The organism is Roseivivax lentus, from assembly GCF_900156805.1.
In the GTDB taxonomy this organism is placed as follows: domain Bacteria; phylum Pseudomonadota; class Alphaproteobacteria; order Rhodobacterales; family Rhodobacteraceae; genus Roseivivax; species Roseivivax lentus.
Map to the genome: position 1 here is coordinate 14,690 of NZ_FTOQ01000007.1, position 26,761 is coordinate 41,450.

At 68.3% G+C, this 26,761-nt stretch carries 26 protein-coding genes; 13 read left to right on the forward strand and 13 right to left on the reverse strand.

The genetic code is table 11. The features are described from left to right. Positions 1 to 138 precede the first annotated feature (138 nt). From BW990_RS12425 to BW990_RS12440, 4 genes are all read right to left on the reverse strand, one after another. Positions 139 to 1,050, reverse strand: coding sequence for a DMT family transporter (locus tag BW990_RS12425; protein WP_076448369.1), 912 nt, complete (start codon positions 1,048 to 1,050; stop codon positions 139 to 141). Between the two features lie 329 nt (positions 1,051 to 1,379). Further along, a complete protein-coding gene (locus BW990_RS12430; RefSeq protein WP_083950584.1) occupies positions 1,380 to 2,258 on the reverse strand; it encodes a DMT family transporter in 879 nt (292 codons plus the stop codon). A 13-nt stretch (positions 2,259 to 2,271) separates the two neighbouring features. Then, complete coding sequence (locus BW990_RS12435) at positions 2,272 to 3,078, reverse strand: DUF533 domain-containing protein (RefSeq protein ID WP_076448370.1); 807 nt, start codon at positions 3,076 to 3,078, stop codon at positions 2,272 to 2,274. Positions 3,079 to 3,223: 145 nt separating this feature from the next. Beyond that, complete coding sequence (locus BW990_RS12440; RefSeq protein WP_076448371.1) at positions 3,224 to 4,669, reverse strand: protein adenylyltransferase SelO; 1,446 nt, start codon at positions 4,667 to 4,669, stop codon at positions 3,224 to 3,226. A gap of 95 nt (positions 4,670 to 4,764) precedes the next feature. Here BW990_RS12440 and BW990_RS12445 point away from each other — a divergent pair, with 95 nt between their 5' ends. Beyond that, positions 4,765 to 5,304 (forward strand): CBS domain-containing protein, encoded by a 540-nt coding sequence (locus BW990_RS12445; RefSeq protein ID WP_076448372.1) that lies wholly within the window; start codon positions 4,765 to 4,767, stop codon positions 5,302 to 5,304. A 12-nt stretch (positions 5,305 to 5,316) separates the two neighbouring features. Here BW990_RS12445 and BW990_RS12450 read toward each other — a convergent pair whose 3' ends face one another. From BW990_RS12450 to BW990_RS12460, 3 genes are all read right to left on the reverse strand, one after another. Beyond that, entirely contained in the window at positions 5,317 to 5,766 is a 450-nt protein-coding gene (locus BW990_RS12450) for a GNAT family N-acetyltransferase (RefSeq protein WP_076448373.1), read from the reverse strand. A gap of 94 nt (positions 5,767 to 5,860) precedes the next feature. Beyond that, positions 5,861 to 6,472, reverse strand: coding sequence for a glutathione S-transferase family protein (locus BW990_RS12455; protein WP_076448374.1), 612 nt, complete (start codon positions 6,470 to 6,472; stop codon positions 5,861 to 5,863). Continuing rightward, positions 6,469 to 7,410 (reverse strand): nucleoside hydrolase, encoded by a 942-nt coding sequence (locus BW990_RS12460; protein WP_076448375.1) that lies wholly within the window; start codon positions 7,408 to 7,410, stop codon positions 6,469 to 6,471. Before BW990_RS12460 ends, BW990_RS12455 begins: the two co-directional genes overlap by 4 nt. A 267-nt stretch (positions 7,411 to 7,677) precedes the next feature. Between BW990_RS12460 and zwf the strand changes: the two genes are divergently transcribed. The 4 genes from zwf to BW990_RS12480 all read left to right on the forward strand — a co-directional run bounded on the left by zwf (position 7,678) and on the right by BW990_RS12480 (position 12,272). Further along, complete coding sequence (zwf, locus tag BW990_RS12465; RefSeq protein ID WP_076448376.1) at positions 7,678 to 9,129, forward strand: glucose-6-phosphate dehydrogenase; 1,452 nt, start codon at positions 7,678 to 7,680, stop codon at positions 9,127 to 9,129. Continuing rightward, complete coding sequence (gene pgl / locus BW990_RS12470) at positions 9,126 to 9,803, forward strand: 6-phosphogluconolactonase (RefSeq protein WP_076448377.1); 678 nt, start codon at positions 9,126 to 9,128, stop codon at positions 9,801 to 9,803. The genes zwf and pgl overlap by 4 nt, the downstream gene beginning before the upstream one ends. Before the next feature lie 5 nt (positions 9,804 to 9,808). After that, a complete protein-coding gene (gene pgi / locus BW990_RS12475; RefSeq protein WP_076448378.1) occupies positions 9,809 to 11,401 on the forward strand; it encodes a glucose-6-phosphate isomerase in 1,593 nt (530 codons plus the stop codon). Positions 11,402 to 11,621: 220 nt separating this feature from the next. Beyond that, positions 11,622 to 12,272, forward strand: coding sequence for a PRC-barrel domain-containing protein (locus BW990_RS12480; protein ID WP_083950585.1), 651 nt, complete (start codon positions 11,622 to 11,624; stop codon positions 12,270 to 12,272). Positions 12,273 to 12,325: 53 nt separating this feature from the next. Here the strand turns inward: BW990_RS12480 and BW990_RS12485 are convergent, their stop codons facing one another. Then, positions 12,326 to 12,751 carry a cupin domain-containing protein gene (locus BW990_RS12485; RefSeq protein ID WP_076448379.1) on the reverse strand — a complete coding sequence of 142 codons (426 nt, stop codon included), beginning with the start codon at positions 12,749 to 12,751 and terminating at the stop codon, positions 12,326 to 12,328. 100 nt (positions 12,752 to 12,851) lie between these two features. Between BW990_RS12485 and BW990_RS12490 the strand changes: the two genes are divergently transcribed. The 5 genes from BW990_RS12490 (at position 12,852) to BW990_RS12510 (ending at position 17,402) form a co-directional block, all read left to right on the forward strand. After that, positions 12,852 to 13,475, forward strand: coding sequence for a holin-associated N-acetylmuramidase (locus tag BW990_RS12490; protein ID WP_076448380.1), 624 nt, complete (start codon positions 12,852 to 12,854; stop codon positions 13,473 to 13,475). Continuing rightward, on the forward strand, positions 13,466 to 14,041 hold the full coding sequence (locus tag BW990_RS12495) for a holin family protein (protein WP_076448381.1): 576 nt from the start codon (positions 13,466 to 13,468) through the stop codon (positions 14,039 to 14,041). Before BW990_RS12490 ends, BW990_RS12495 begins: the two co-directional genes overlap by 10 nt. 73 nt (positions 14,042 to 14,114) lie before the next feature. Then, positions 14,115 to 16,082 (forward strand): heme lyase CcmF/NrfE family subunit, encoded by a 1,968-nt coding sequence (locus BW990_RS12500; RefSeq protein WP_076448382.1) that lies wholly within the window; start codon positions 14,115 to 14,117, stop codon positions 16,080 to 16,082. Then, complete coding sequence (locus BW990_RS12505) at positions 16,079 to 16,555, forward strand: cytochrome c-type biogenesis protein (protein ID WP_076448383.1); 477 nt, start codon at positions 16,079 to 16,081, stop codon at positions 16,553 to 16,555. The genes BW990_RS12500 and BW990_RS12505 overlap by 4 nt, the downstream gene beginning before the upstream one ends. A 70-nt stretch (positions 16,556 to 16,625) precedes the next feature. Then, complete coding sequence (locus BW990_RS12510) at positions 16,626 to 17,402, forward strand: enoyl-CoA hydratase-related protein (RefSeq protein WP_076448384.1); 777 nt, start codon at positions 16,626 to 16,628, stop codon at positions 17,400 to 17,402. A gap of 73 nt (positions 17,403 to 17,475) precedes the next feature. On the opposite strand, the gene BW990_RS22460 is transcribed toward BW990_RS12510, so the two are convergent. The 3 genes from BW990_RS22460 to gltX form a co-directional block, all read right to left on the reverse strand. Further along, positions 17,476 to 17,598, reverse strand: a complete 123-nt coding sequence (locus BW990_RS22460; protein ID WP_268794336.1) for a hypothetical protein — start codon at positions 17,596 to 17,598, stop codon at positions 17,476 to 17,478. Positions 17,599 to 17,668: 70 nt separating this feature from the next. Further along, positions 17,669 to 18,964: a citrate synthase gene (gene gltA / locus BW990_RS12515; RefSeq protein ID WP_076448385.1), complete on the reverse strand. Its 1,296-nt coding sequence runs from the start codon at positions 18,962 to 18,964 to the stop codon at positions 17,669 to 17,671. Positions 18,965 to 19,067: 103 nt separating this feature from the next. Beyond that, a complete protein-coding gene (gene gltX / locus BW990_RS12520) occupies positions 19,068 to 20,480 on the reverse strand; it encodes a glutamate--tRNA ligase (protein WP_076448386.1) in 1,413 nt (470 codons plus the stop codon). An 80-nt stretch (positions 20,481 to 20,560) separates the two neighbouring features. Here gltX and BW990_RS12525 point away from each other — a divergent pair, with 80 nt between their 5' ends. Next, positions 20,561 to 22,609 (forward strand): ComEC/Rec2 family competence protein, encoded by a 2,049-nt coding sequence (locus tag BW990_RS12525; protein ID WP_076448387.1) that lies wholly within the window; start codon positions 20,561 to 20,563, stop codon positions 22,607 to 22,609. 8 nt (positions 22,610 to 22,617) lie between these two features. Here BW990_RS12525 and lexA read toward each other — a convergent pair whose 3' ends face one another. Further along, on the reverse strand, positions 22,618 to 23,316 hold the full coding sequence (gene lexA, locus BW990_RS12530; protein ID WP_076448388.1) for a transcriptional repressor LexA: 699 nt from the start codon (positions 23,314 to 23,316) through the stop codon (positions 22,618 to 22,620). On the opposite strand from lexA, the gene BW990_RS12535 reads away from it, so the two are divergent. After that, the gene (locus BW990_RS12535) at positions 23,315 to 24,304 is read left to right on the forward strand and encodes a glucosamine kinase nucleotide-binding domain-containing protein (RefSeq protein WP_234990254.1); all 990 of its coding nucleotides are present in this window, start codon (positions 23,315 to 23,317) and stop codon (positions 24,302 to 24,304) included. The two genes, lexA and BW990_RS12535, sit on opposite strands and share 2 nt — an antisense overlap. Continuing rightward, positions 24,301 to 25,422, forward strand: a complete 1,122-nt coding sequence (locus tag BW990_RS12540) for an N-acetylglucosamine-6-phosphate deacetylase (RefSeq protein ID WP_076448389.1) — start codon at positions 24,301 to 24,303, stop codon at positions 25,420 to 25,422. Before BW990_RS12535 ends, BW990_RS12540 begins: the two co-directional genes overlap by 4 nt. Here the strand turns inward: BW990_RS12540 and BW990_RS12545 are convergent, their stop codons facing one another. Then, positions 25,423 to 26,658 (reverse strand): lytic murein transglycosylase, encoded by a 1,236-nt coding sequence (locus tag BW990_RS12545; RefSeq protein ID WP_076448390.1) that lies wholly within the window; start codon positions 26,656 to 26,658, stop codon positions 25,423 to 25,425. Positions 26,659 to 26,761: the final 103 nt, after the last annotated feature.

Consider the following 26,761-nt stretch of genomic DNA (forward strand, 5'->3'; position numbering starts at 1 on the left):
TCCTCTCCCTGCGGGGGCGTTGTCTGCGTCTATACCAGCCCCTCGGCGCAAGTAAACGGCGCGGGACCGCATTTGTTAGCGATAACACGCGCATCGGCGGGCAGGGTTGGGTCTCGTGTCGAATGCCGCGCCGCGCGGTCAGGTGCCGGGCGGTACGGGACCCGGTGCGGCCGGGGCCGGGCGGCGCATGCGCCCCAGCCGGCGTTCGCGCAGGAAGGTATAGCCGCCCGTCGCGATGATCAGCGTCGCGCCCAGATAGGTCAGCATATCCGGCCGCTCTCCGAAGACCGTCATGCCGATGATGAGCGCGAAGAGCATGCGGGAGAAACGGAAGGGCGTCACCACGGAGACATCGCCCGTGCGCGAGGCGAAGGTGATCGCGTAATAGGCGAGCATCCCGAACAGCACCGCGCCGCAGAGAAGGCCCGCGAGCCGCGCATCGGGCAAGGCGGGCGGCACGGCGGCGAAGGGCAGCAGGATCAGCCCGGTGGGCACGAGGCTGGCAAAGCCGTAGGCCGCCAGTTGCAGATGCGAGACCGACGCGGGCACCGCCCGGGCGGCGAGGTCGCGCGCGGCCAGCGCGAAGACCGCGAGCACGGCCCAGAGCGCGTTCGGATCGAAGACGTCGAGGCCCGGGCGGATGATGATCAGCACGCCAGAGAGGCCCACCAGGATCGCCGTCCAGCGCCGCCAGCCCACCGGTTCCGCGAAGATCAGCGCGGCGCCCATGGTGATGACCAGGGGCATCGCCTGGGCAATCGCCGATGCGGTCGAGAGGGGGATGGTGGTGATCGCGGTGACGAAGCCGATCGTGCCGACGATCTCGGCGGCGTTGCGGATCAGGATCGGACCGCGCCAGAGCGCGGGCGTGATCAGCCGGATGCCCGCGCGCCGGGCCATGGTGGCGAAGACCGCGCCCCCCGCGAGGCCGATCACGATCAGGATCTGTCCCGTCGGCAGGTCGCGCGCGGCGAGCTTGATGAAGGCGTCCTCGACCGCGAAGGCCGCCATGGCGACGACCATCAGGGTTATGCCGCGCAGATTGTCCATGGTCTGGGGTCCCGGGAGAGTGCCCCTGCGACCTAGCGGCTGGGCGCGGGGAAGGCCAGTGGCGGCGTTGCTTGCCGTGGTGGGCGGAGCATGGGCGGCGGGGGCGGGAGCGAGGGGCCAGCCCCTCGCGCTCCCCGGAGGTATTTTCGGTCCGGTCGTGACCTTGGGGTGCGCGCTGATCTGAGGTGGGACGCGCGGGTGGGGACGGGCGGGGGCGCCGGGCTGCTGCGGGGGCGTGATGCGGGCGCGGTTCCGAGCGTGATGACGGGGCGGTTCGGGGCGTGTCGCGGCGGGGAGATGCGGGCGCGCGGAAGGCGTGGATTGGGTGCCTAGCCCATCCGCGCGCGCCGCGTCGGCCGGGCGAGGTAGATCGCGAGCGCGACAACGACGATGGCGCCGCCGGTCAGCATGCGCGCGGTGGGCGTCTCGTCGGTGCCGAGCCAGACCCAGACCGGGCCGAGCACCGTCTCGAGCAGCATCAGCAGGCTCACATTGGCGGCCGCCGTGTAGCGCGAGGCGAGCGACAGCGCGAAGAAGGAGGCGGGCAGGATCAGGATCGCGGTCACGAGGATCGCGGGCACGTTGCCGTCGGTCATCTGTGCGGGGCCGGTGGCGGCGATGCCGATGCCGCCCGCGACCAGCGCGCCGAGGCCCATGGCCAGCAGGATCGGCACCTCGCGGTGAAAGCGCAGCACCGAGAAGTTGAGCGCCAGCACGAAGGCCACCCCCACGCCGCAAAGCGCGCCCAGCAGCGCCTGGGGCGAGATCGCGAGGTCGCCCTTGCCGGTGACCGCGATGCCGATCCCGGTCAGAACCGCGACGATGGCGATCCAGGTCGCGGGGCCGGTCTTTTCGCCGTAGAGCGCGCGGGAGATGAGCGCGGACCAGACCGGCGCGGTCGCGACCGCCATCAGCATCACCGCCACCGGCGCGAGCGCGATCCCGGTGGGAAAGAGCAGCGCGTTGAGCACCTGCGCGACGGCGATGACCGCGCCCGCCCCGGTGGCGAGGATCGCCAGATCGCGCCGCCGGTCCCGGCTGGTCAGCGCCCAGGCGCCGAGGAAGATGAGCCCCATCGAAGTGCCGCGCCAAGACACCATCTGCAGCCCCTCCATGCCCGAGAGGCGCATGAAGAGGGCGTCGGGCGAGAGCAGCACCGCGCCGAGCGCGGCCAGCCCGATCCCGAAGGCGGGGTGCTTGCGGATCATGGGGCGGGGCGGCTCAGATATAGAGCGGCCGGTTGCCCATCTGGAGGTGCAGCGCGTTCACCGTGGGCTCGTCGAGGCCGAGCGCCTTGGCGAGCTGGTCGAGATATTCGGCCTCCTCGTCGGTATCGACGCGGATCGTCATCAGCGAGGCGGAATAGACCGGCATCTTCTGCGCCTCGGGGGTCGCGGCGGCCAGCGCCTTGATGTCGATGGGGGCCTCGAGCTCGGCCTTGACGAAGGCGAGGTCTTCCTCGGTGGCATCGTCGCCGACGAGCTCGAGGATCTTGGCCTTTTCCTCGTCGTCGATCTTGCCGTCGGCCTTGGCGGCCTGGATCATCGCCCGCAGCATGAGGCCCGCGCTTTTCTCGAGCTCGGGCGCGGTTTTCTCGGTGTTGAACTGGTCGATCAGCTGGCCCGCGCCCTTGCCGCCCATGGCCGCGGCCCCGCCTGCCGCCGCGAGAATGCCCGCAAGGCTGCCGCCGCCCGCCGAGGGCATGGCCGAGAGAAGCCCCTTCTGGCTGCCGCCCGGCGCCGCAGTCCCGCCGCTCGCCATCGCGCCGCCGCCCATCATCGACGACAGATCGAAGCCCGCATTCTTCATGTTCTCGAGGATGCCCTGCATCGGGCTTGCGGCTTGGGTCATGCCGGACTGGACCTGCTGGCTCATGTCGCTGCCCGCGCGCGTCGCGGGATGGTCGCCCTTGAGCTGCGCCCCGCCGCCGATGAGGCCCGACAGGCCCTTGCCCGAGGACAGCCGGTCGACCCCGCGGGCGGCGGCATAGCCGATGGCAATCTTGGTCAGCGTTTTCATCAGGCCCATGGGGCATCTCCTTCTGTCTGGTCCGGTTTCAAAGTGGCACGTTTCGCGTCGTTGCACAGCCCCGATCGCGCGGCGCGGGTCGGAACCGCCGGGCCGGGGCGCCCGGCCATGCCCGCGTCGGGCGCATGGGCGATGCCCGCGCCGGTCACGTGCCGCAGAACGTGGCGGGCACGATCTCGTCGGGCAGGGGCGCGCGGCGCAGATCCTCGGTCTCGGGGTCATCCTCGAAGGGGCGGGCGAGTGCCGCGTTCAGCCGGTGGAAGGGCGCATCATCGCCGTCGACGGCGGCCGCGATCATCGCTTCGATGCGGTGATTGCGCGGGATGATGGCGGGGTTCGTCCGCCGCATCAGCGCTTCGGGTTCGGGTTCCTCGGCGATGCGAGCGCGCCAGGTCCCGGCCCAGCTGTCGAAGGCCGCGCGGTCGGTGAACTGGTCGCGGGCATCGTCCCGCGCCAGCGCCCGGAACGCATTGGTGAAATCCGCGCCATCCTTCTGCATCAGGGTCAGGAGCCCCGACACCAGCGTCTTGTCGGCCTCGCGCGGCCTGGAAATGCCGATCTTTGCGGCAAAGCGCGCCTCCCATTCGGCGCGGATGCGGTCGGGCATGGCGTGGACCTGGTCGGTGAAGCGTTTGACCGCGGCCTCGGGGTCCTCGGTCAAGGGAACCAGCGCGGTGGCGAGCTGGGCCATGTTCCAGACGATGATATCGGCCTGGTTGGCATAGGCATAGCGGCCCATCCGGTCGATCGACGAGAAGACGCGGTTGGGGTGATAGGCATCCATGAAGGCGCAGGGGCCGTAATCGATGGTCTCGCCCGAGAGCGTGCAATTGTCGGTGTTCATCACCCCGTGGATGAAGCCCACCGACATCCATTGCGCCACGAGCGCGGCCTGCCGGGCGATCACCCGGTCGAGGAGGTCGTGAGGGTCGCTGGCTTCGGGGTAATGCCGGGCGATCGTGTAGTCGTAGAGCGCCTGCAGCGCGTCGCGATCCCGGCGCGCGGCGAAAATCTGGAAGGTGCCGACGCGGATATGGCTGTCGGCCACGCGGGTCAGCACGGCGCCGGGCAGGGCGCCCTCGCGGTAGATGTCGTCGCCGGTCCGCACCGCGGCGAGCGCGCGGGTGGTGGGAATGCCGAGCGCGTGCATCGCCTCGGAGACCACATATTCGCGCAGTACCGGGCCGAGCCAGGCCCGCCCGTCGCCCGAGCGGCTGTAGGGCGTGGGCCCGGATCCCTTGAGCTGGATGTCGCGGCGGCGTCCGTTGCGGTCCACGACCTCGCCCAGAAGCAGCGCGCGGCCATCGCCGAGCTGCGGGTTGAACTGGCCGAACTGGTGACCGGCATAGAGCTGGGCCAGCGGTTCGGCGCCCGGCGGCGTGGCATTGCCGGAGAAGATGCGCGCGAGCTCCGCCGCGTCGGCATCGCCATCCCCGTCTCCGGCTCCGGACCGGGCGATGCCCAGCTCGGCGGCCAGCGCGTCGTTGAAGGCGATGAGCGCGGGGGCGGTCACCGGCTCGGGATCGAGGCGCGTGTAGAACCCCGCGGGCAGGCGGGCATAGGAATTGTCGAAGGGAATATGCAGGCTCATGGGGCAGATATAGGCGCGGACCGGCCGGCCATAAAGCCTTGTCGCGCGGCAATCGGGGCTAGGTCGTCAGCCATTGAACCAGAAAGGATAACGCAATGGCTGCGACAGACCGCGTTGGAATGACGATCAAGGACCGCCCCGAATTCAAGAGCAAGCCGAAACCCCTGACCATGACCGAGACCGATACGGTCCTCGCCGCGGTGAAGGCGATGAGCGAGAAGAATTACGGCTCGGTCATAATCTGCGACGGCGACCAGAAGGTGGTCGGCGTGGTGACCGAGCGGGACGTGATGCGCAAGGTCGTGGGCGCGGAGAAGGACGCGTCGACCCTGACGCTGGGCGAGATCATGACCGCCGATCCGCGCGTTGCGCGCGAGGATGATGACCTGATCGACTGGCTGCGCATCATGTCGAATGAGCGCTTCCGCCGCCTGCCGGTCGTCGATGCCGAGGGCCGCATCAAGGTCGTCTTCACCCAGGGCGATTTCGTCAGCTACACATGGCCCGACCTGCTGCACCAGGCCAAGGTGCTGGCGCAGGCCAGCGTCGGGCGGAATTACCCGGTCTGGATGATCGGCGGGGGCATCATGCTCTACTCGATCCTGATGGTGATCGTCGTGGCCTCGATCAACTGACCGTGGCTCCGGTCAGCGCAGGACCCGACTCATGAACATGTAGCCGTCGCGGGGCTTGAAGCGGCCGCGGGCATAGAAGCGCTGCGCGTCCTCGTCGTCGCGCGCCACCTCGAGATGAAGCGCGCGGACATCGGCCTCCCGGAGCGCCTTGGCGATCTCGTTCAGCGCTTCGCTGCCCATGCCGCGCCGGCGCACGGCGGGGCGGATATAGACCTCGTCGACGATCGCATCGAGCCCGCCATATTCCACCGACCAGCCGAAGGTGATCGCGATGTAGCCGACCGGCGCCTTGCGCGGACCGATCAGCCAGACCGCGCCGTGGGGCGTGCCTTCGAGAAGGGGCGCGATGGCGGCGGCACGGTGTTCGAGATCGGTCTCGAATCCCTGTTCGGCATGAAAGGCCGCGACGAGCGGCAGAAGCTTCTCGGCATCGTCCGGCGTGGCGAGGTGCAGGGTCTTCATGGGCAACTTTCGCGGCGGTTTCTCGCCTCCGCGCCTATGCCATTCGACCGCGCGGGGAAAGGGGGCTGCGCCGGGATCGGCAAAGCTTCGCGCCTCAGGCCGGGAACAGCACCTCGGGCGCGGCCATGCCGGGCAGCGCGCGCATCCGCTCGAGCCAGTCCGCCATGGCCCCGGTCGGGGCGAGCCCGGCCCGGTCGAGCCACTGGGTATAGCCCCAGACCGCGCAATCGCCGATGCCGGGTTCGGGCCCATGCAGGAAAGGCGCTTGTCCGAGATAGAGATCGAAGCGCGCGCAATCGGCGGCATAGCGGTTCTTGAGCCAGCGGATGACATCGGGCGGAAAATCGCCGGCATCCTTCGCGGCGGCCAGAAGCTGCGGCACGCACATGCCGATGCGGTTCGCCTCCCAGAAGAGGATTTCGAGGCCCCGCCGCATCCGTGCCGCGTCGCCGCCGCCCAGGACGCCGAACCGCTCGGCGATTTCGATCAGGATCGCGCCCGATTGCACATGCGGCACGCCGTCGATCATCAGGCACGGGACCTCCGAGGCGGGGTTGGCCGCAAGGAAGGCGGGCTGGCGCGTCTCGGGCGGCGCCCAGATATCGACGGTCTCGACTCGGTGAGGCAGATGCGCCAGCCGCAGCGCCAGCGCCACCTTGCAGGCATGGCCCGAATCCGGGTGCCCATAGAGCAGAAGGTCGGTCACAGCCGCCCGATCCGGTCGGTCAGCAGCGCGAAGAAGCCATCGGCATCGAGATCACCCATGAAGGTCGCGTTGGCCGGGCGGCCCGAGACGCGCCACCAATCGGCCACGGTCATCCCGAGGGTTAGGTCCGAGGCCGTCTCGATCTCCACGTTGATGTGCCGCCCGGTGAAAAGCTCGGGCCGGATCAGGTAGGCGGTGACGCAGGGATCGTGCAGCGGCGCGCCCTCGGAACCGTATTTCTCGCGGTCGAAGCGTTCGAAGAAATCGGTCATCTGGGCCACGGCCATGCCCGGCGCGGTCCCCAGCGAGCGGAAGGCGTCGTTGCGCGGCTTGGTGACCAGCGCCTTGTGCGTCACGTCGAGCGGCATGACCGTGATCGGCGCGCCGCAGGCGAAGACGGCCTTGGCGGCCTCGGGGTCGACATAGATGTTGAACTCGGCCGTGGGCGTGATGTTGCCGACCTCGAAATAGGCCCCGCCCATGAGCACGATTTCCTCGATGCGGCCGGCGATGTCGGGCGCGCGGGCAAGTGCTGTGGCGATGTTCGTGAGCGGCCCGAGCGGGCAGAGCGTGACGGTGCCGGCGGGCTCCGCGCGCAGCGTCTCGATGATGAACTCGACCCCGTGGGCATCCTGCAGCGGCATCGTCGGATCGGGCAGGACGGGCCCGTCGAGCCCGGTCTTGCCGTGCACGTGTTCGGCGGTCACGAGGCGGCGGTTGAGCGGCGCGTCGCAGCCCGCGAAGACGCGCGTCTCGGGCCTGCCCGCCAGTTCGCAGACAATGCGCGCATTCTTCTCGGTCAGGTGCAGGGGCACGTTGCCGGCGACGGCGGTGATGCCCAGCACCTCGATCTCTTCGGGCGAGGCGAGGGCCAGAAGGATGGCCACGGCGTCGTCCTGTCCGGGATCGGTGTCGATGATGATCTTGCGCGGCGGCATGGCGGCTCCTCGGCGGCAACGCAGGATTGGTGGCACGGGCGGGCAGGGGGCGCAAGCGCGCCCGGATGCCGGCAAACCGCGTCCCGAAAGACACGCGCGCGGGGGTATCGAGGTGCCTTGGGATTAGACAAGCGCGCAGCGATGGGCTAATGCAGCGCCGAAGCAGTTAGCGCTAACGTGCTTCGTGGAAAACCCCTGGGGCATTGCACCCTCGGCCCGCGAGCGGGCAAGAGTGGGGGGCAAGCCAGACGAATCGGAGCGTCTTCAATGGTATCCCGCGTCATTCCCGTCGACACGTTCGACCTCGTCATTTTCGGTGGCACCGGCGATCTGGCCCGCCGCAAGATCCTGCCGGGCCTGTTCCGCCGCTATTGCGCGGGCCAGATGCCGCCCGAGGCGAAGATCATCGGGGCGGCGCGCTCCGAGATGGACGCCGCCGAGTTCCGCGAGATGGTGCGCGAGGCGATCGGCGAATTCGGCTCGGCCCCGCAAAGCGCTGGTCAGCTCGACGCCTTTCTCGAGCGCGTCTTCTACGAGGCGGTCGATGCCAAAGGCGATGGCGGCTGGGACGCGCTGAAAAGCCATCTGCGCGACGATGCGGTGCGCGCATTCTACTTCTCGGTCGCGCCGTCGCTGTTCGGAGATATCGCCGAGCGGCTGAACCACAAAGGCCTGTCCACGCCGGACAGCCGCATCGTGGTCGAAAAGCCCTTCGGCCACGACCTCGCCTCGGCGAAGGCGCTCAACGCCACGCTGGCGCAATATTTCGACGAGACGCAGATCTACCGGATCGACCATTACCTCGGCAAGGAAACGGTCCAGAACCTGATGGCCGTGCGCTTCGGCAACACGCTGTTCGAACCGCTCTGGAACGCGCAGTACGTCGACCATATCGAGATCACCGTGGCCGAGACCGTGGGTGTCGGCGGGCGCGGCGCCTATTACGACAAGTCGGGCGCCATGCGGGACATGGTGCAGAACCACCTGATGCAGCTGCTCTGCCTCATCGCGATGGAGCCGCCGGCGAAGTTCGAACCGGACGCGGTGCGCGACGAGAAGCTGAAGGTGATCCGCGCGCTCGACCCCGTCGAGCCGCAGGATATCGTGCGCGGCCAGTACGGCGCGGGCGGCGGCGAGGACAGCTATAAGACCCACGTGGAGAACGATCGCTCGCGCACCGAGAGCTTCATCGCGCTCAAGGCGCAGATCTCCAACTGGCGCTGGGCGGGCACGCCATTCTACCTGCGCACCGGCAAGCGGCTGCGCGCGCGGACCTCGGACATCACCGTGGTCTTCAAGGACGCGCCGCATTCGATCTTCGGCGCCGATGCCGGACGGCACCGCAACGTGCTGTCGATCCGGCTGCAGCCGAACGAGGGCATGACGCTCGACGTCACCATCAAGGAGCCGGGTCCGGGGGGCATGCGCCTCATCGACGTGCCGCTCGACATGGCCTTCGCCGATGCGCTGGGCACCGATACCGAGGCGGTGCCCGATGCCTATGAGCGGCTCATCATGGACGTGATCCGGGGCAACCAGACGCTGTTCATGCGCGGCGACGAGGTCGAGGCCGCCTGGGCCTGGACCGATCCCATCATCGAGGGCTGGGAGGCGCGCGGCGACGTGCCGGTGACCTACGATCCGGGCGGGTCGGGTCCGGAAGACGCGCTGATGCTCCTGCACCGGGACGGGCGCCGCTGGCGGGAGATCAAGGTATGAATTACGAATTACAGACCTATCCGGACCGCGAGGCGCTGATCCTTCGGCTCGCCAGCCGCCTTGCGGGCGATCTGCGCGCGGCGCTCGCGCGGGCCGAACGGGTGGCCTTCGCGGTGCCGGGCGGCACCACGCCGGGGCCGGTCTTCGACGATCTCTGCGCGGTCGATCTGGACTGGGCCCGCGTCGACGTGATGCTGACCGACGAGCGCTGGGTCCCCGAGGACAGCGACCGGTCGAACACCCGGCTGCTGCGCGAGCGGCTTCTGGTCGAGAAGGCCGCCGCCGCGCGCCTCCTGCCGATGTACCTGCCGTGCACCACCCCCGAAGAGCGGATCGACGAGATCGCCGAGAAGATCCGCCCCGAACTGCCGCTCTCGGTCGTGCTTCTGGGCATGGGGGCGGACATGCACACGGCCTCGCTTTTTCCGGGCGCGGACCGGCTCGAAGAGGCGCTGTCGCGCAACGCGCCGATCCTTCTGCCGATGCGCGCGGAGGGCGCCGCAGAGCCGCGCGTCACCCTGACAGCGCCGGTGCTGAACGGGGCATTGGCCAAGCATATCCTCATCATGGGACCCGAAAAGCGCGCCGCGCTGGAGAATGCGCGCGGCAAGCCTGTCAGCGAGGCCCCGATCAATGCCGTGCTCGACGGCGCAATCGTTCATTGGACGGAGTGAGAACCATGTGGGATGACCTTCACGCCTTGGCGAAGACCGCCGAACGCCGCCGGATCGAGGATCTGTTCGCCGAGAACGACAAGCGCGCGGGCGAGTTCAGCCTGACCGCCGCGGGCCTGCTCTTCGACTATTCGAAGACCCAGATCGACGAGCAGATCCGCGCGGCGCTCATTGCCCTGACGGACGCGGCCGGGCTCGATGCGCGCCGCACCGCGATGTTCACCGGCGCGGCCATCAACGAGACCGAGGGCCGCGCGGTCCTGCACACCGCGCTGCGCAACCTCGATGGCGGCGCGGTCCATGTGGACGGCGAAGACGTCATGCCCGAGGTGCTCGAGACGCTCGACCGGATGGAGGCGCTGGCGCGCGAGGTGCGCGGCTCGGACGTCACCGACGTGGTCAATATCGGCATCGGCGGCTCCGATCTGGGCCCGGCCATGGCCTATACCGCGCTGGCGCCCTATTGCGACGGGCCGCGCTGTCATTTCGTCTCCAACGTGGACGGCGCGGATATCGCCGATACGCTGCGCGGGCTCGACCCCGAGACGACGCTGTTCATCGTCGCATCGAAGACCTTCACCACCATCGAGACCATGACCAACGCGCGCACCGCGCGGGCCTGGCTGATGGACAAGGGCGTGTCGACCGATGGCCGCTTCGTGGCGCTGTCGTCGAACAAGGCGGCGGCGGGTGAGTGGGGCATCCCCGAAAGCCGGACCTTCGGCTTTGCCGACTGGGTCGGCGGGCGCTATTCGATGTGGGGACCCATCGGCCTGTCGCTGATGATCGCCATCGGCCCCGAAGGCTTCCGCGCCTTCCTGCGCGGCGGACAGGAGATGGACCGCCATTTCGAGACCGCCCTGCCGCATCAGAACATGCCCGTGTTGCTGGCCCTCGTGGGCATGTGGCACAACCAGGTGCTGGGCCACGCCACGCGCGCGGTGCTGCCCTATGACAACCGCCTCGCGCGGCTGCCCGCCTATCTTCAGCAGCTGGAGATGGAGAGCAACGGCAAGCGCGTCTCGATGGACGGGGCGGACCTGTCGGTCAATTCCGGTCCCGTGGTCTGGGGCGAGCCCGGCACCAACGGGCAGCACGCCTTCTACCAGCTCATTCACCAGGGCACGCGCATCGTGCCCTGCGAATTCATGGTCGCCGCCAAGGGCCACGAGCCCGACCTGCGCCACCATCACGACCTGCTTGTGGCCAATTGCCTCGCGCAATCGGAGGCGCTGATGCGCGGGCGCAGCCTCGACGAGGCCCGTGCGATCATGGCCGACAAGGGGGCTGAGGGCGACGAGCTGGAACGCCAGGCGCGCCACCGGGTCTTCCCGGGCAACCGGCCCTCGACCACGCTGATCTATCCGCAGCTCACGCCCGAGATCCTCGGCAAGATCGTGGCGCTCTACGAACACCGGGTCTTCGTCGAGGGCGTGATCCTCGGCATCAATTCCTTCGACCAATGGGGGGTGGAGCTGGGCAAGGAACTGGCCTCCTCGCTTGGTCCGGTGGTCACGGGCGAGGCGAGCGCCGAGGGCAAGGACGGTTCCACCCGGCAATTGGTGGAATTCGTGCATCTTCACCGCGATCGGGACTGACCGCGCAGGCTTGCCTGACCGGCTGGAAAAACGGCGCGCCGCGCGGCAACTCGTCGCGCGGCATTTTGTTCCGGAAATTAAATGTATTTCTTTTGCAGCTTAAAGGGAACGCCGGGCGATAATGTGTGTTTTGTCTTCACCATAAACGGAACGAAAGGTAATTCCCATGAACCGCTTGAGCACATCTGTCCTTGCCCTGACTCTTGCTGCTGGCACCGCCATGGCGGAGAGCCACACCAATCTCGAAGACGCCGAGCAGAACCTCGAGAATGCTGCAAGCGAAACCGGCCAGGCCGTTGAGAACACGGCCGAAGCGGCAGGCAACGCTGTCGAGGATGCCGCGGAAGCCACCGAGAACGCGGCCGAAAATGCGGCGCAGGCTACCGAAAACGCCGCGAATGAGGCTGGTCAGGCCGTTGAAAACGCCGCTGAAGAGACCGAGCAGGCGGCCGAGAATGCAGCCAAGGAGGCCGAGCAGGCCACCGAGGCCGCGGCCAACGAAGTCGAAGACATGAACATCTTCGATCCGGCCCAGATGATCCGCACCCGCGACATCACGGGCGGTCCGGTCTACACGGTCGATGGCGAGAACGGCGTCGCCAACTTCGGCGCCGAGACCTACGAAACCGTCGGCGATGGCTGGGACCGCGTCGGCGAGATCGAGGACATCATTCTGTCCAAGGACGGCTCGCTGCGCGGCATGATCCTCGAGATCGGCGGCTTCCTCGATATCGGCGACAAGCATATCTTCATGCCCGTGGAAAATGTGCAGCTGGTGCCGGTCGACGACAAGACCTACTCCATCGCCATCGGTCAGTCCGAAGAGCAACTGGAAGAGATGGAAGAGCTCGACGAAGGCTTCTGGAACTAAGTCTTCCCGCGTCTCACGGTGGAATGCCGGGCCTTCGGGTCCGGCATTTTGCGTCAGGGGATGTCGAAATCCGGCGGCGCCAGTTCGAACCCGTCGAAGCGGAAGCCGGGCGAGACCGTGCAGCCCACCAGCGTCCAGTCGCCGAGGCTTTCCGCAGCCTGCCAGTGATGCGCGGGCACGATCACCTGGGGCCGGGCGCCCGCGGCCAGATCGGCACCGAGCGTGTGCTCCGTGGCCGGGCCTTCCGCGGTTGCGGCGATGCGCAGGCACAGCGGCGCGCCTGCGTAGAAATGCCAGATTTCCACTGCGTCAACCCGGTGCCAGTGACTGGGCGCGCCGCCTTTCAGCAGAAAATAGATCGCGGTGCCCGAGGCGCGCGGCGTCTCCGGGCCTTCCCAGGTCTGGCGGTAAAAGCCGCCTTCGGGATGCGGCGCAAGCGCCAGCAGCGCGATGATCTCCTCGGCGTCGGGGGTTGACATGCGGGCGGCTCCTTTCGGCGGCGCGCGGCCCGTTAGGCCCGCGGTAATGCGGCAAGCCGACCTTTGCCCCCATGGATGTCGCTTACAAGGGGCAAAAGGCATGGCCAAGACAGGACCCGAAGTCCGCAGGATCGCGATCGGGATCGTCGCGCGCGAAGGCGGATATGTGAACGATCCCGACGATCCGGGCGGGGCCACGAAATACGGCGTCACCATCGGCACCATGCGCCGCCTGCGCATCGATCTCGACGGCGACGGCGACATCGATATCGCCGATGTGCGCGCGCTGAGCCGCGACCAGGCGGTCGAAATCTTCCTGCAGCATTACTTTGCCCGCCCGGGCATCGCGGGCCTGCCCGAGCCGCTGCAGGCATCGGTCTTCGACATGTATGTCAATGCCGGTGGCAACGCGGTGAAGATTCTGCAGCGGCTTCTGGGGCAGATGGGGTTCCCGGTGGCGATGGACGGCGCGATCGGGCCGCAGACGCTGAGCGCCTGCCGCAAGGCCTGGGCCGAGGCGGGGCCGCTCCTGGTCGATGCCTACGGGATCGCACGGCGGAATTACTATTTCGATCTGGCCGACCGGCGCCCGGCATCCCGCAAATACGCCCGCACCCGCGCGGGCCGGAAGGGCGGCTGGATCAAGCGGGCCGAGGAATTCATCTCGCCGCGCTATCACCTGAGCGATGCGGAGTTCGGCGCGCGGGTGGCAAAATGGGCGTGATCGAATTCCTGTTCGGCTCGGGCCGCAACGTGGTGGCCGAGACGGCGGAGGTGTCCCGCTCCAACGCCGAGGGCGACGCTGCCCGCGACGCGGCCCTTCGGATGGCCGCGATGAGCCAGTTCGGCGCGGAATTCGCGCTGCCCAAGAAGAGCCTCTTCGACCGGGTGATCGACGGGCTGAACCGGGTGCCGCGACCCGCCATGGCGCTGGGCACGCTGGGGCTGTTCACGGCGGCGATGATCGATCCGGTGTGGTTCGGCGCGCGCATGACCGGCATCGCGCTGGTGCCCGAGCCGCTCTGGTGGCTCTTGGGCGCGGTCGTGAGCTTCTATTTCGGCGCGCGCCACCAGGCCAAGGGGCAGGATCTGCAGCGCCAGATGGCCGCGACGCTGGCGGGCGCGCCGCAGATCATGGCGCAGCTCCGCGCGATCGAAGGGCTGCGCGGCCCCGAGGGCGCGGCGCCCGCCGATGCCGCCGCAGAAACTGCGCCGGAGACCACGCCGGAGCCCGCGCCGGAGACCGCCGCCAATGCCGCACTCGCGGATTGGCGGCAGGCGCGGGGCTGAAACGCGCGACAAGTTGAACCGGGCTGCGCCGAGACCCATTGGCGCGGCCCCTGCGCATGCCTATACAGATGGCATGATTACAGAACTCGGACATTTCGCGCTGATCCTCGCCTTCCTCGTGGCCGTGGTTCAGATGGTCGTGCCCCTGATCGGCGCACACAAACGCTGGCCCGGCTGGATGGCTATGGCGGAACCCGCGGCCACCACGCAATTCCTGCTGGTGGGCTTTTCCTTCGCCGCGCTGATGTATGCGTTCATCACGTCCGACTTCTCGCTCAGCCTCGTGGTGCAGAATTCCCATTCGGCCAAGCCGATGCTCTACAAGATTTCCGGCACCTGGGGGAACCACGAGGGCTCGATGCTGCTCTGGGTGCTGATCCTCGCGCTTTTCGGCGCGATGGCGGCGTGGTTCGGATCGAACCTGCCCGAGACGCTGCGCGCGCGGGTCCTGGCTGTGCAGGCGGCGGTGGCCGTGGCCTTCTACGCCTTCATCATCTGGACCTCGAACCCGTTCACGCGGATGGCCGTGCCGCCCTTCGACGGGCAGGACCTGAACCCGCTTCTGCAGGACCCGGGCCTCGCCTTCCATCCGCCGTTTCTTTATCTCGGCTATGTCGGCCTTTCGATCTGCTTCTCCTTCGCCGTGGCCGCACTGATCGAGGGGCGCGTCGATGCCGCCTGGGGGCGCTGGGTGCGGCCCTGGACGCTGGCGGCCTGGGTGTTCCTGACAATCGGCATCGGGCTCGGCTCCTGGTGGGCCTATTACGAGCTGGGCTGGGGCGGGTTCTGGTTCTGGGACCCGGTCGAGAACGCCTCCTTCATGCCCTGGCTCTTTGCCGCCGCACTCCTGCACTCGGCCATCGTCGTGGAGAAGCGCGAGGCGCTGAAGGCCTGGACGATCCTGCTGGCGATCCTCGCCTTCGGCTTCTCGCTCATCGGGACGTTCATCGTGCGCTCGGGTGTGCTGACCTCGGTCCATGCCTTCGCCAACGACCCCGAACGTGGCGTCTTCATCCTGATGATCCTCGTCTTCTTCACCGGCGGCGCGCTGACGCTCTTTGCAATGCGGGCGCATTCGATGCAGGCCAAGGGTGTGTTCGGCGTGGTCAGCCGCGAATCGGCGCTGGTGGCCAACAACATCCTGCTGGCGGTGTCGTCCTTCGTCGTCTTCGTGGGCACGGTCTGGCCGCTCGTGGCCGAGATGCTCTTCGACCGCAAGCTCTCGGTCGGCCCGCCCTTCTTCAACGCGGCCTTCACGCCCTTCATGCTGATCCTCGGGCTGATCCTGCCCCTGGGCGCGATGATCTCCTGGAAGCGCGGGAAGCTGGGCCGGGTTGCGAAAACCCTGCTGCCGGTCTTCGTGCTGGCGGTGGCCTTGGGCGGGCTGGCCTGGGCGATGCAGACCGGGCGTTCGCTCCTGGGGCCCGTGGGCGTATTCCTGGGGGCCTGGCTCGTGGGCGGCGCGCTCACCGATCTGTGGACGCGCACCGGCCGCAGCCGCGATCTGAGCCGTCTTGCGCGCCTGCCGCGCGCCGATTTGGGCAAGTCGACCGCCCATGCGGGGCTCGGCATCCTGTTTCTCGGCGTGGCGGGCCTCATCGCCTGGGAGCAGGAGGATATCCGCGTCGCGCAGGTGGGCGAAAGCTTCGAGGTGGCGGGCTTCACCCTGACGCTGAACGATGTGCGCCGGGTGCAGGGGCCGAACTACGTCTCGACCATGGGCGATATCACGCTGGCCCTGGACGGCACGGTGCTGGCCGAGCTCTTCCCCGAGAAGCGCAACTATCCGGTGGCGCAGATGCCCACCACCGAGGCCGCGATCGACTACCGCTTCATGCGGGACGTCTACGTGGTGATCGGCGACCGGCAGGAGAATGGCGGCTGGGTCGTGCGGACCTATATCAAGCCGCTCGCCAACTGGATCTGGGCGGGCACGCTGATCATGTCGCTGGGTGGTCTTCTGAGCCTGTCCGACCGGCGCTTCCGCGTCGCGGCTGGCGCGCGCAAGTCACGCGACAAAGCCGCGGTGCCCGCGGAATGAGGGGGCGCCTGCGCTCCTCCGCCCTTGCGGGCGTCCTCGCCGCGCTGATGGCGCTGCCGGCCTTTGCGGTGCAGCCCGACGAGGTGCTCGACGATCCCGCCCTCGAGGCGCGGGCGCGGCAGATCTCCGAAGGGCTGCGCTGCCTTGTCTGCCGCAACGAAAGCATCGACGAGAGCAACGCCTCGCTGGCCCGCGACCTGCGACTTCTGGTGCGCGAACGGCTGGTCGAGGGCGACACCAACGAGGAAGCGGTCGCCTATATCGTCGAGCGCTACGGCGAATACGTCCTTCTGAACCCGCAGGCCGATGGCTGGAACTGGCTGCTCTGGGCCGCCGGGCCGCTGATGCTGCTGACGGCGGCGGGGCTTGGTGCGGGCTACCTGCGCGGACGGTCGAAGGCCGCGCCGCAGACCGAGGCCGCGCTCAGCCCCGAGGAAGAGAAGCGCCTCAAGGACCTTCTCGACGACGTCTGACGCCGCGTCCCGCTTTGCCTTTCGCGCCGCGCCGGTATTTGATGCGGCAAACCCGCGAGAGGACAGCGAGATGCAATACGAAACGATCACCTACGCGGTCACGGACGGCGTCGCCGTTGTGACCATGAACCGCCCCGACGTGATGAACGCGCTCAACACGCAGATGCGGGCCGAGATCACCCATGCGATGCGCCAGGGCGCCGAGGACGCGCGCTGCGTCGTGCTGACCGGCACGGGCCGCGCCTTCTGTTCGGGGCAGGACTTGGGCGACCGGTCCAACGCGGCCAATCTCGATCTCGAACGCACGCTGCGCGACGAATACGTGCCGATGCTGCGCGCCGTGGTCGATTGCCCGGTGCCGACCATTTCGGCCGTGAACGGTGCCGCCGCCGGGGCAGGGGCGAACCTCGCGCTGGTGGCCGACGTGGTCATCGCCACCGAAAGCGCGTTCTTCAGCCAGGCCTTCACGCGGATCGGCCTCATCCCCGATGCGGGCGGCACCTGGGCGCTGCCGCGCCAGATGGGCCTTGCGAAGGCCATGGGCGCGGCGCTGTTCGCCGAGAAGATCAGCGCCCGGCAGGCCGATCGATGGGGCATGATCTGGGAAGCGGTGGCCGATGCGGACTTCGAGGCGCAGTGGAAGGCCCGCGCGGCGCATCTGGCCAAGGGTCCGACCGCGGCCTACCAGAAGGTGAAGACCGCGATGCATGCGAGCTTCGAGAACGACCTCGAGGCGCAGCTGGCCCTTGAGGCGAAGCTGCAGGGCGAATGCGGCAAGACCCGCGATTTCAAGGAGGGCGTCGTGTCCTTCCTCGAAAAGCGCCCGCCGGTCTTCGAGGGACGCTGAGCGCACCATGAAGAGGCAAATGCCCGGGCGGTCGCCGTGACCGTCCGGGCGTCTTCTGTCTGCCTGGTCGCGTTCAGGTGATCATGGTCGTGAGCGCCTCGCCTTCCTCGGCCTGATCGGCATCGCCGAGATCCGTCGCGCCGCCGCGGGCGTTGCCCTCGGGACCGGCGCTGTACTCTGGGGCCCGGGGGCGCACCGGCGTAGCGAAACTTAAACGGCCGTGGCAGTCTGTGCCACGGCCGTTCTCCGTCGTCCGGTCGGGTCGCTCAGCGCGTTTCGATATCGACGTAATCGCGCTGGGTCGAGCCGAGATAGAGCTGCCGGGGTCGCCCGATCTTGTTCTGCGGATCGTTCAGCATCTCTTTCCACTGGCTCACCCAGCCCACCGTGCGCGACAGCGCGAAGATCGGCGTGAACATCGATGTGGGGAAGCCCATCGCCTCGAGGATGATCCCCGAATAGAAATCCACGTTCGGGAACAGCTTCTTCTCCGCGAAATAGGGATCGTCCAGCGCGGCCCGCTCCAGTTCCTTCGCGGTGGCGAGGACGGGGTTGTTCTCGATCCCCATCAGGTCGAGCACCTCGTCGGCGGATTGCTTCATGACCTTCGCGCGCGGGTCGAAGTTCTTGTAGACCCGGTGGCCGAAGCCCATCAGGCGGAACGGATCGTTCTTGTCCTTGGCGCGCGCGATGTATTCGGGGATGTTCTCGGGCGAGCCGATTTCCTTCAGCATCTCGAGGCAGGCCTGGTTCGCGCCGCCATGGGCGGGACCCCAGAGGCAGGCGACACCGGCGGCGATGCAGGCAAACGGGTTCGCGCCCGAGGACGAGGCCAGGCGCACCGTCGAGGTCGAGGCGTTCTGCTCGTGATCCGCGTGCAGTGTGAAGATCCGGTCCATGGCGCGGGCGAGGATCGGGTCGACCACGTATTCCTCGGCCGGCACGGCGAAGCACATATGCAGGAAGTTCGCCGCGTAGGACAGGTCGTTGCGCGGATAGACGAAGGGCTGGCCGACCGAATACTTGTAGGCCCAGGCCGCGATGGTGGGCATCTTGGCGATCAGGCGATGCGAGGCCACTTCGCGTTGATAGGGGTCCGAGATATCGGTCGAGTCGTGGTAGAAGGCCGACATCGCGCCCACGACGCCGACCATGATCGCCATCGGATGCGCGTCGCGACGGAAGCCGCGGAAGAAGTTCACCATCTGCTCGTGCAGCATGGTGTGGCGGGTGATCGTGGTCTCGAATTCCTCGAGCTGCGCGGCGGTGGGCAATTCGCCGTAAAGCAGCAGGTAGCAGACCTCGAGGTAATGCGATTTCGAGGCCAGCTGGTCGATCGGATAGCCGCGATGCAGAAGCTCGCCCTTGTCGCCGTCGATGAAGGTGATCGTCGAGTCGCAGCTTGCCGTCGAGGTATAGCCGGGATCGTAGGTGAAGACGCCCGCCTGCGCGTAGAGCTTGCGGATGTCGATCACGTCGGGGCCCGCGGTCGGCGAATAGATCGGGAGGTCGTAGGACTGCCCGTCGATGGAGATCGTTGCGTTCTTGGAGCTGTCAGCCATGCCGTCATCCCTTCCTGTCATTCCCGACCCGCCGTATCGCCCGGCGGGCACCATTGTTCCAGGACACTCAGGTCCGGCGTGCCGGGCCCGGGGCGGCTGCCCGTCAGGCTTCGGCGCGTCCCGCCTGTTCGAGCCTGAGGAGCGTCTCCTCCGGCCCGAGAACAAGCATCATGTCGAACACGCTGGGCGTGACCGTGCGGCCGGCAAGCGCCGCGCGCAACGGGCCCGCCATCTTGCCGAATTTGATGCCATGAGCGTCCGCGACAGCGTTGGTCGCTGCCTCTAGTCCGTCACGCGACCAGCTAGCATTTTGCAGATGCGGCGTCAATTCTTTCAGTATACCACGGGATACATCATCCAGCGCCTTCGCCGCCTTCTCGTCCGGATCGACGGGCGCGGAGGTGAGCACAAAATGCGCCTTTTCAAGAAGTTCCGGCAATGTCTTCGCGCGATCCTTGAGGCAATACATCGCCCGCATCAGCCCGTCTTTTTGCGCCTCGGTCAATGGCACATCGCCCTTGGCCGCCAGATATCGCGTGATTTCATGCAGCAGCGCAGCATCCTCCATCACCGCGATGTGCTGGCCGCAGACGTTTTCGAGCTTCTTGAAGTCGAGCCGCGCGGGCGATTTGCCGATTCCGTCGAGGTCGAACCACTCCTGCGCCTGTTCATCGGTGAAGAACTCGTCGTCGCCATGGCTCCAGCCCAGCCGCGCGAGGTAATTGCGCATGCCCGCCGCCGGGTAGCCCATCACCTGGTATTCCTCGAGCCCGACCGCGCCATGGCGCTTGGACAGCTTCTTGCCGTCGGGGCCGTGAATGAGCGGGATATGCGCGTAGACGGGCAGGTCCCAGCCCATCGCGGTGTAGATCCCCATCTGCCGCGCGGCGTTGTTGAGGTGGTCGTCGCCCCGGATCACATGCGTCACGCCCATATCATGGTCGTCCACCACCACGGCCAGCATGTAGACGGGCGTCCCATCGGAGCGCAGCAGGATCATGTCGTCGAGCTGGTCGTTGCCGATGCGCACATCGCCCTGCACGGCGTCGCGGATCACAGTCTCGCCGGTTTCGGGAGCCTTGAGGCGGATGGCGAAGGGCGCGTCCTCGGGATGGGTGGCGGGATCGGCGTCGCGCCAGGGCGAACGGAACAGGGTCGAGCGGCCCTCGGCCCGGGCGGCCTCGCGGAAGGCCTCGATCTCCTCCTGCGTGGAGAAGCACTTGTAGGCCGCGCCCTTGTCGAGAAGCGCGTGCGCCACCTCCGCATGCCGGTCCGCGCGGGCGGCCTGGCTCACCACCTCGCCGTCATGGTCGAGCCCCAGCCAGTCGAGCCCCTGCAGGATCGCCGCGGTGGCCTCGGGCGTGGAGCGCGCGCGGTCGGTATCCTCGATCCGGAGCAGGAACGTGCCGCCGCGGCCGCGCGCGTAGAGCCAGTTGAACAGCGCCGTGCGGGCGCCGCCGATATGCAGGTACCCCGTGGGCGAGGGGGCGAAGCGGGTGACGACCTTCTGGGACATGGGGCGAGTGTTAACCTTTCGATAACCAAGGGCGCGCAGAATGCTGCGGACCCATATCACGCGGGGCCGGGAGGACAAGCATGGGCCGGTTCTGGACCGCCATGGAAAACGCTCTCGCGTCCCAGTCGGGCGCGCTCTTCCCGTGGCTCGCGGTGCTGCTCGGGGCGGGGGTCGGGTTCTATTTCAGCCTGCCGGTGGAACCGGCCCCATGGGCACTTGCGGGGCTCGGCATCGCCGGCGCTGCCGGTGTGGTGCTGGCCGCCCGGTCGGGTCTGCTGGCGGCGGCGCTTCTTTTCTGCGTGGCGATGCCCGCGCTCGGGGTCGGCATCGCCGGTCTGCGCGCGCAGATTGTCGCGACACCGCTGATCGAGGGGCGCTATTACGGTCCGATCGAGGGGCGCATCGTCGCGCTCGACCGTTCGGCCTCGGACAAGCCGCGCCTGACGCTCGACCGGGTCGTGCTGCCCTGGCTGCCGCCCGAGAAGACGCCCCGCCGCGTGCGGCTGTCGCTGCATGGCGATCAGCGCTGGCTCGATCCGGTGCCGGGCGCGACGGTGATCCTGACCGGGCATCTGTCGGCGCCGCAGGGCCCGGTGGAGCCGGGCGGCTTCGATTTCCGCCGCCACGCCTGGTTCCAGTCCCTGGGCGAGGTGGGCTATACCCGCAGCCCGGTTCTGCAGCTGCGCGACGGCGATGGCGCGCTGCCGGTCGCGCTCTTGCGCCACCGCCTCGGCGGGCGCATTCGCGACACGCTTGGCGGCGATCGCGGTGCCGTCGCGGCGGCGATCCTTGTGGGCGACCGCAGCGGCATCACGCCCGGCGCGCTGACCGCCCTGCGGGAGGCCAATCTCGCGCATCTCCTGGCGATTTCCGGGTTGCACATGGGGCTCGTGGCCGGGCTGGTCTTCGCCGGGCTGCGGCTCTGCCTCGTGGCGCTGCCCGGCATCGGCCTGCGCTGGCCGGTCAAGAAGATCGCCGCGTTTGGCGCGCTGGTCGCGGCGGCGGCCTACCTGGCACTCTCGGGGGGCAACGTGGCCACCCAGCGCGCATTCGTGATGGTGTCGGTCATGCTGGTGGCGGTGCTGATCGACCGGCGGTCGCTGTCGTTGCGCTCGGTCGCGCTGGCCGCGCTGATCGTGCTGTGCCTGACGCCCGAAGCGCTTCTGGGCCCCGGCTTCCAGATGTCCTTCGCCGCCACCACGGCGCTGGTCGGCGCTTTCGCCGCCTGGCGCAACCGCGGCTTCGAAGGGCGCTTGCCCGGCTGGGCGCGCGGTGCGGCGGCGGTGGTGTTGTCCTCCGCCGTGGCGGGCGCCGCGACCGCCCCTTTCGCCATGGCGCATTTCAACATCGTGTCGCATTTCGGTCTCGTGGCGAACCTGCTTGCCGTGCCGCTTATGGGGGTTCTGGTCATGCCCGCGGGGCTTCTGGCGCTGGCGGCGATGCCGCTCGGGCTCGAGGCGCTGCCGCTTTGGGTCATGGGCGCCGGGCTCGACTGGATCCTCGGCGTTGCGCGCACGGTGTCCGACCTGCCGGGGGCCGTCGGACAGATCAAGGCGCCGCCGACTTCGGTCCTGCCGCTGGTCGCGGCTGCCGGGCTGATCTTCATCCTGTGGCGGAGGCGTGGACGTTATGCAGCCGCCCTTCCGGCACTTGCCGCGGTGGCGATGTGGGGGCTGAGCGACCGCCCGGATATCCTGATCGCCCGCGACGGCGCGCTTGTCGGCGTGATGACGGCCGAGGGCCGGGCCCTGTCCAAGGCGCGCGGGGCAGGCTTCACCGCCCGGCTCTGGGTGGAGAATGACGGGGAGCGGATTTCCCAGGAAAATGCTGCGGATCGTTGGGCGGCGCTCGAAGGGCGGATCGTGCATCTGTCGCGCAAAAGCGATCTCGCGGGCTTCGGCGGGTGCGACGCGCAGATGCTGGTGATCAGCGTCTATCCGCTGGAGGACGGTTCAGGCTGCACGATCATCGGTCCGGCGGAGCTGTCCCGGAACGGGTCCATGGCCATCACGCGCAGTGAAGCGGGGCTCCGGATCACAACCGCACGTGCCTTGGCGGGTCAGAGGCCTTGGAGCGAAACCTGGCCTGCGGATGCGCCCCGCACCATCGCGCAGCGCGGCGTGCCCTGAGGCGCCGATCAATAGGTGCGGATCAGCCCGACGAGCCGGCCCTGAACCGACACGTCGCCGCGCGGCAGGATCCGCGGCTCATAGGCCGGGTTGGCCGCTTCGAGGATGATCATGTCGTCCTTGCGCTTGAACCGCTTGAGCGTGGCCTCGTAGCCCTGCACCTGCGCCACGACGATATCGCCGTTCTGCGCCTCGCCGGTTTCGCGGATCACCACCACGTCGCCGTCATTGATGCCGGCATCGATCATCGAGTCGCCCTTCACCTCAAGCGCGTAATGACGGCCCGATCCCGACAGCATCTGCCCGGGCACGGCGATTTCCGGCGGAATGTCGTTCAGCGCCTCGATCGGTGCGCCCGCGGCGATGCGCCCCAGGATCGGCAGGTCCATGGAATGGCTGGCGGAAACCGGCTGCGCCCCGGCGGGCCGGGACGAAGCGGCATCGCCCTCGATCACGCGTGGCTGGAACCCGCCCTGCGGCGCGCCTCCGAGCGTTTCGGGCAGTTTCACGATCTCGATGGCGCGCGCCCTATGGGCAAGACGGCGGATGAAGCCGCGCTCCTCCAGCGCCGTGATGAGGCGGTGAATGCCGGATTTCGACCGCAGGTCGAGCGCTTCCTTCATTTCATCGAAGCTGGGCGGCACACCATCCCGTTGCAGGCGACGGTTGATGAAGTCCAAAAGATCGAGTTGTTTCTTGGTCAGCATGGGGCCGCCTCCAGCAGGTGTTCGGTTTTGTTCTACCTGTGTTCGCGTTTTGTGTCAACCGCTTACCGAATCGGTCTCCGGGGCCGAGAGCATCGCCGACAAGAGGTCTTTCGTGACGCCATCCGTTCCGCATGACGCGGCCATTGGGCCGGTGATCGCCGCCGATGGCGGCGGTTCGCGCTGCCGTCTGGCGCTCGATACCGGTCATCGTGTGCATCACATCGAGATGGGCGCCTGCAACCTGACATCGGATTTCAATCAAGGTATCAGGATATTACGGGAAGGACTTCATCTATTGTCTGAAGAATCTGCGCAGCCGCTGACAGACATCCCCGCCGTGTTCGCGCTGGCCGGTGTGGTCTCGGACGACATCGCTCGGCAGGCCGAGACGGCGCTGCCGCTGGCGCGGGTGCGGGTCTGCGAGGATCGCTTGGCCGCTTTGCGCGGTGCGCTCGGGAAGGATGACGGGGCGGTTCTGCATGCGGGCACCGGATCCTTCTTGGCCCGGCAACAAGACGGGCGCGCGCGCTTCGCCGGTGGTTGGGGACCGCAGCTTGGCGATGAGGGGTCGGGATACTGGATCGGTCGCGAAGCGCTGCGCCACGGCCTGCGCGTCTTCGAGAAGCGTGCCGCGCCGGGCGATCTCGCGCGTTGGCTTGGCGCCGAGATCGGCGCGGGGCCGGCTTTGATCGCCTTCGCGCGCTCCGGGAGCGTGAAATCCATCGCGGCGCTGGCGCCCTGCGTCGTCGACGCTGCCGCGAGCGATCCGGCGGCGGGTGATATCCTCTCCCGCGCCGCGACGCATCTGGCCGATAATCTCGCGGATTTGTCGGATGATCTGCCGCAGCGATTGTGCCTGACCGGAGGTGTTGCGCCGCATCTCGAACCCTACCTGCCTTCGGCGCTGCAGGCACGTGTGACCGCGCCCGATGGCACGCCGCTCGACGGGGCGCTTGCGATGGCGCGCGACCTGGCGGTGGCGCAATGAGCGGGCCGGTCGAGACCTTCCGGGGGGCGATCTTCGACGGTGAAGTGCTGCATGAGGATCGAAGTATAAACATCATAAATAGAAAGATTATTTCGTTTAGTGCGGAGAATGATGCGCCCGTCGTCAACCTTCAGGGCGACATCCTCGCGCCGGGCTTCGTGGACCTTCAGGTCAATGGCGGCGGCGGCGTGAATTTCAATGACGATCCGTCTCCGGAGACCTTGCGGCGCATCGCCGAGGCGCATCGCGGACTGGGCGCCACGTCCATCCTGCCGACACTCATCACCGACCGCCCGGAGGTGACAAGCCGGGCCATCGACGCGGCCATCGCGGCATGCCGGGATCGGGTGCCCGGCATCGCGGGCCTGCATCTCGAGGGGCCGCATCTGTCCCGGGCCAGATGCGGGGCGCATCCGCCCGATCTGATCCGTCCGATGGACGACGCCGATCTGGCGGACCTCTGTGCAGCCGCGGCGCGCTTGCCCTGCCTGTTGGTCACCGTCGCACCGGAAGGCGTCTCGGTGGCGCAGGTCAGCGCGATGGCCCGGGCGGGCATCGTCGTCATGCTGGGGCACAGCGATTGCGATGGGGCCCGCGCGGCGCGCTATTTCGCGGCCGGCGCCCAAGGTGTCACGCATCTCTTCAACGCGATGAGCCAGATGACGGCGCGAGCGCCGGGGCTGGTGGGGGCCGCGTTGTCCGCGGGCGTCTGGTGCGGGCTGATCGCGGACGGCGTGCACGTGGCGCCGATGGCGATGCGGGTCGCGCTGGCGGCGAATCCGCGGATCCTGCTGGTCAGCGACGCCATGGCGGTGGCCGGAACGACGCTGACCGAATTTCACCTCGGAGATCGGCGCGTTCTGCGCAAGAACAATGAGTTGCGGCTCGAAGATGGGACGCTGGCCGGGGCCGATCTCGATCTGGCCCGGGCCGTCTCGGTTCTGACATCCGAGGCCGGAGACACGCTTGCGGGCGCGCTCGCACGGGTCACTTCGATGCCCGCGCGGCTCGCGGGCCTCGAAGGCGGCGCGGGCTTCCTGCGGCCCGGCGATCCGTTCCGGGCGGTGCGCCTCCGGCCCGGGCCGGAGGGGCTGCGCGTCGTCGAGACCTACGGCTGATCAGCGCGCGAGCGTCTGCAGCAAGGCGGGCGAGGGTGTGCCGGTGGGCGGCAGCCCGATGCTGGTCTGGTAGGCGCGGATGGCCTCTTCGGTGCGCGCCCCGATCACGCCGTCGGTGCCGCCCGTGTCGAAGCCGCGCGCGGTCAGCAATTCCTGCAGACGTTTGCGGTCATCGGCGGTCAAACCGGTCGCATCGGGCGGGAAATCCGCGGCCAGGGGCGGGCCGCCGGCCAGCCGCGAGGCCAGGTAACCCACGCCAAGCGCATAGTTTTCCGAGTTGTTGTAGCGCAGAATCACGTCGAAATTGCGCGACACGAGGAAGGCGGGGCCAGCGATGCCCATAGGGCGCAGGAGTGCGGACTCGCCAAGCGCCGGCAGCGCGCCGCCACGGGCCGCGGTGACGCCCGAGGCCGACCAGGCGGACACGCTTCGCCGGGTGCCGCGGCCCGTGGGCAGGCCCTCGGGGGCACGGACTTCGAGGCCCCAGGGGCGGCCGCGCTGCCAGCCGCTGTCCGACAGGTACGCCGCCGCCGACGCCAGACCGTCGGTCGGGTCCTCCGACCAGATATCGCGCCGTCCGTCACCGCGGAAATCCACCGCATGCGCCTGGTAGGTGGTCGGAATGAACTGCGTATGACCCATCGCCCCGGCCCAGGATCCGGTCAGCTGCGCGGGCGTGGTGTCGCCCCGTTCGAGGATGCGCAAGGCGGCCAGAAGCTGCGCCTCGAAGAAATCGCCGCGCCGCCCGTCGAAGGCCAGCGTCGCCGTGGCCGAGATCACCGGGATGTCGCCGCGCCGTTCGCCGAAGCGGCTTTCCACGCCCCAGATTGCGCAGGTGATCGCGGCGGGCACGCCGTAGCGCGCTTCAATTTCGGACAGCAAGCCGCTGTATTGGTTGAATTTCCCGCGACCCGTCGTCACGCGCGCCTCGCCCGCGACGATGTTGAGGTAATCCTCGAAGCTGCGCTTGAACTCGGTCTGGTTGCGGTCGCGTTCGACCACGCCCGGCAGGAAGCCTGCGCCCTCGAACGCGCGGTTCAGCGTCGCCGCCGAGATCCCGCGGGACTGCGCCCGGCCGCGAAAATTCGCGACCCAGGCATCGAAGGCGGGGTTGGGCGCTGGAACAAGCCCCGGATCGCGGGCGGGGCTCGGGCCGACGGACGACATGCCACCGCTGCCGCATGCGGACAGGAAGGCGGTGGCGCCGAGTGTGAACGTGCGGCGGGATAGGGTCATGGCTGCTCTGCTCTGCCTCTTTGGGTCTGGGCCTGAGTCGAGTGTGCCGGGCGCGGGCGGGCCCTTCAAGCGCCCAATTGGCCAGGGCGGCAAGCCGCGCGCC

Bases quoted from the DNA above. Each gene is read 5' to 3' on its own strand.
- BW990_RS12425 (WP_076448369.1), bottom strand. From the start codon at position 1,050: ATGGACAATCTGCGCGGCATAACCCTGATGGTCGTCGCCATGGCGGCC.
- BW990_RS12430 (WP_083950584.1), bottom strand. From the start codon at position 2,258: ATGATCCGCAAGCACCCCGCCTTCGGGATCGGGCTGGCCGCGCTCGGC.
- BW990_RS12435 (WP_076448370.1), bottom strand. From the start codon at position 3,078: ATGGGCCTGATGAAAACGCTGACCAAGATTGCCATCGGCTATGCCGCC.
- BW990_RS12440 (WP_076448371.1), bottom strand. From the start codon at position 4,669: ATGAGCCTGCATATTCCCTTCGACAATTCCTATGCCCGCCTGCCCGCG.
- BW990_RS12445 (WP_076448372.1), top strand. From the start codon at position 4,765: ATGGCTGCGACAGACCGCGTTGGAATGACGATCAAGGACCGCCCCGAA.
- BW990_RS12450 (WP_076448373.1), bottom strand. From the start codon at position 5,766: ATGAAGACCCTGCACCTCGCCACGCCGGACGATGCCGAGAAGCTTCTG.
- BW990_RS12460 (WP_076448375.1), bottom strand. From the start codon at position 7,410: ATGCCGCCGCGCAAGATCATCATCGACACCGATCCCGGACAGGACGAC.
- zwf (WP_076448376.1), top strand. From the start codon at position 7,678: ATGGTATCCCGCGTCATTCCCGTCGACACGTTCGACCTCGTCATTTTC.
- pgl (WP_076448377.1), top strand. From the start codon at position 9,126: ATGAATTACGAATTACAGACCTATCCGGACCGCGAGGCGCTGATCCTT.
- pgi (WP_076448378.1), top strand. From the start codon at position 9,809: ATGTGGGATGACCTTCACGCCTTGGCGAAGACCGCCGAACGCCGCCGG.
- BW990_RS12480 (WP_083950585.1), top strand. From the start codon at position 11,622: ATGGCGGAGAGCCACACCAATCTCGAAGACGCCGAGCAGAACCTCGAG.
- BW990_RS12485 (WP_076448379.1), bottom strand. From the start codon at position 12,751: ATGTCAACCCCCGACGCCGAGGAGATCATCGCGCTGCTGGCGCTTGCG.
- BW990_RS12490 (WP_076448380.1), top strand. From the start codon at position 12,852: ATGGCCAAGACAGGACCCGAAGTCCGCAGGATCGCGATCGGGATCGTC.
- BW990_RS12495 (WP_076448381.1), top strand. From the start codon at position 13,466: ATGGGCGTGATCGAATTCCTGTTCGGCTCGGGCCGCAACGTGGTGGCC.
- BW990_RS12500 (WP_076448382.1), top strand. From the start codon at position 14,115: ATGATTACAGAACTCGGACATTTCGCGCTGATCCTCGCCTTCCTCGTG.
- BW990_RS12505 (WP_076448383.1), top strand. From the start codon at position 16,079: ATGAGGGGGCGCCTGCGCTCCTCCGCCCTTGCGGGCGTCCTCGCCGCG.
- BW990_RS12510 (WP_076448384.1), top strand. From the start codon at position 16,626: ATGCAATACGAAACGATCACCTACGCGGTCACGGACGGCGTCGCCGTT.
- gltA (WP_076448385.1), bottom strand. From the start codon at position 18,964: ATGGCTGACAGCTCCAAGAACGCAACGATCTCCATCGACGGGCAGTCC.
- gltX (WP_076448386.1), bottom strand. From the start codon at position 20,480: ATGTCCCAGAAGGTCGTCACCCGCTTCGCCCCCTCGCCCACGGGGTAC.
- BW990_RS12525 (WP_076448387.1), top strand. From the start codon at position 20,561: ATGGGCCGGTTCTGGACCGCCATGGAAAACGCTCTCGCGTCCCAGTCG.
- BW990_RS12535 (WP_234990254.1), top strand. From the start codon at position 23,315: ATGGGGCCGCCTCCAGCAGGTGTTCGGTTTTGTTCTACCTGTGTTCGC.
- lexA (WP_076448388.1), bottom strand. From the start codon at position 23,316: ATGCTGACCAAGAAACAACTCGATCTTTTGGACTTCATCAACCGTCGC.
- BW990_RS12540 (WP_076448389.1), top strand. From the start codon at position 24,301: ATGAGCGGGCCGGTCGAGACCTTCCGGGGGGCGATCTTCGACGGTGAA.
- BW990_RS12545 (WP_076448390.1), bottom strand. From the start codon at position 26,658: ATGACCCTATCCCGCCGCACGTTCACACTCGGCGCCACCGCCTTCCTG.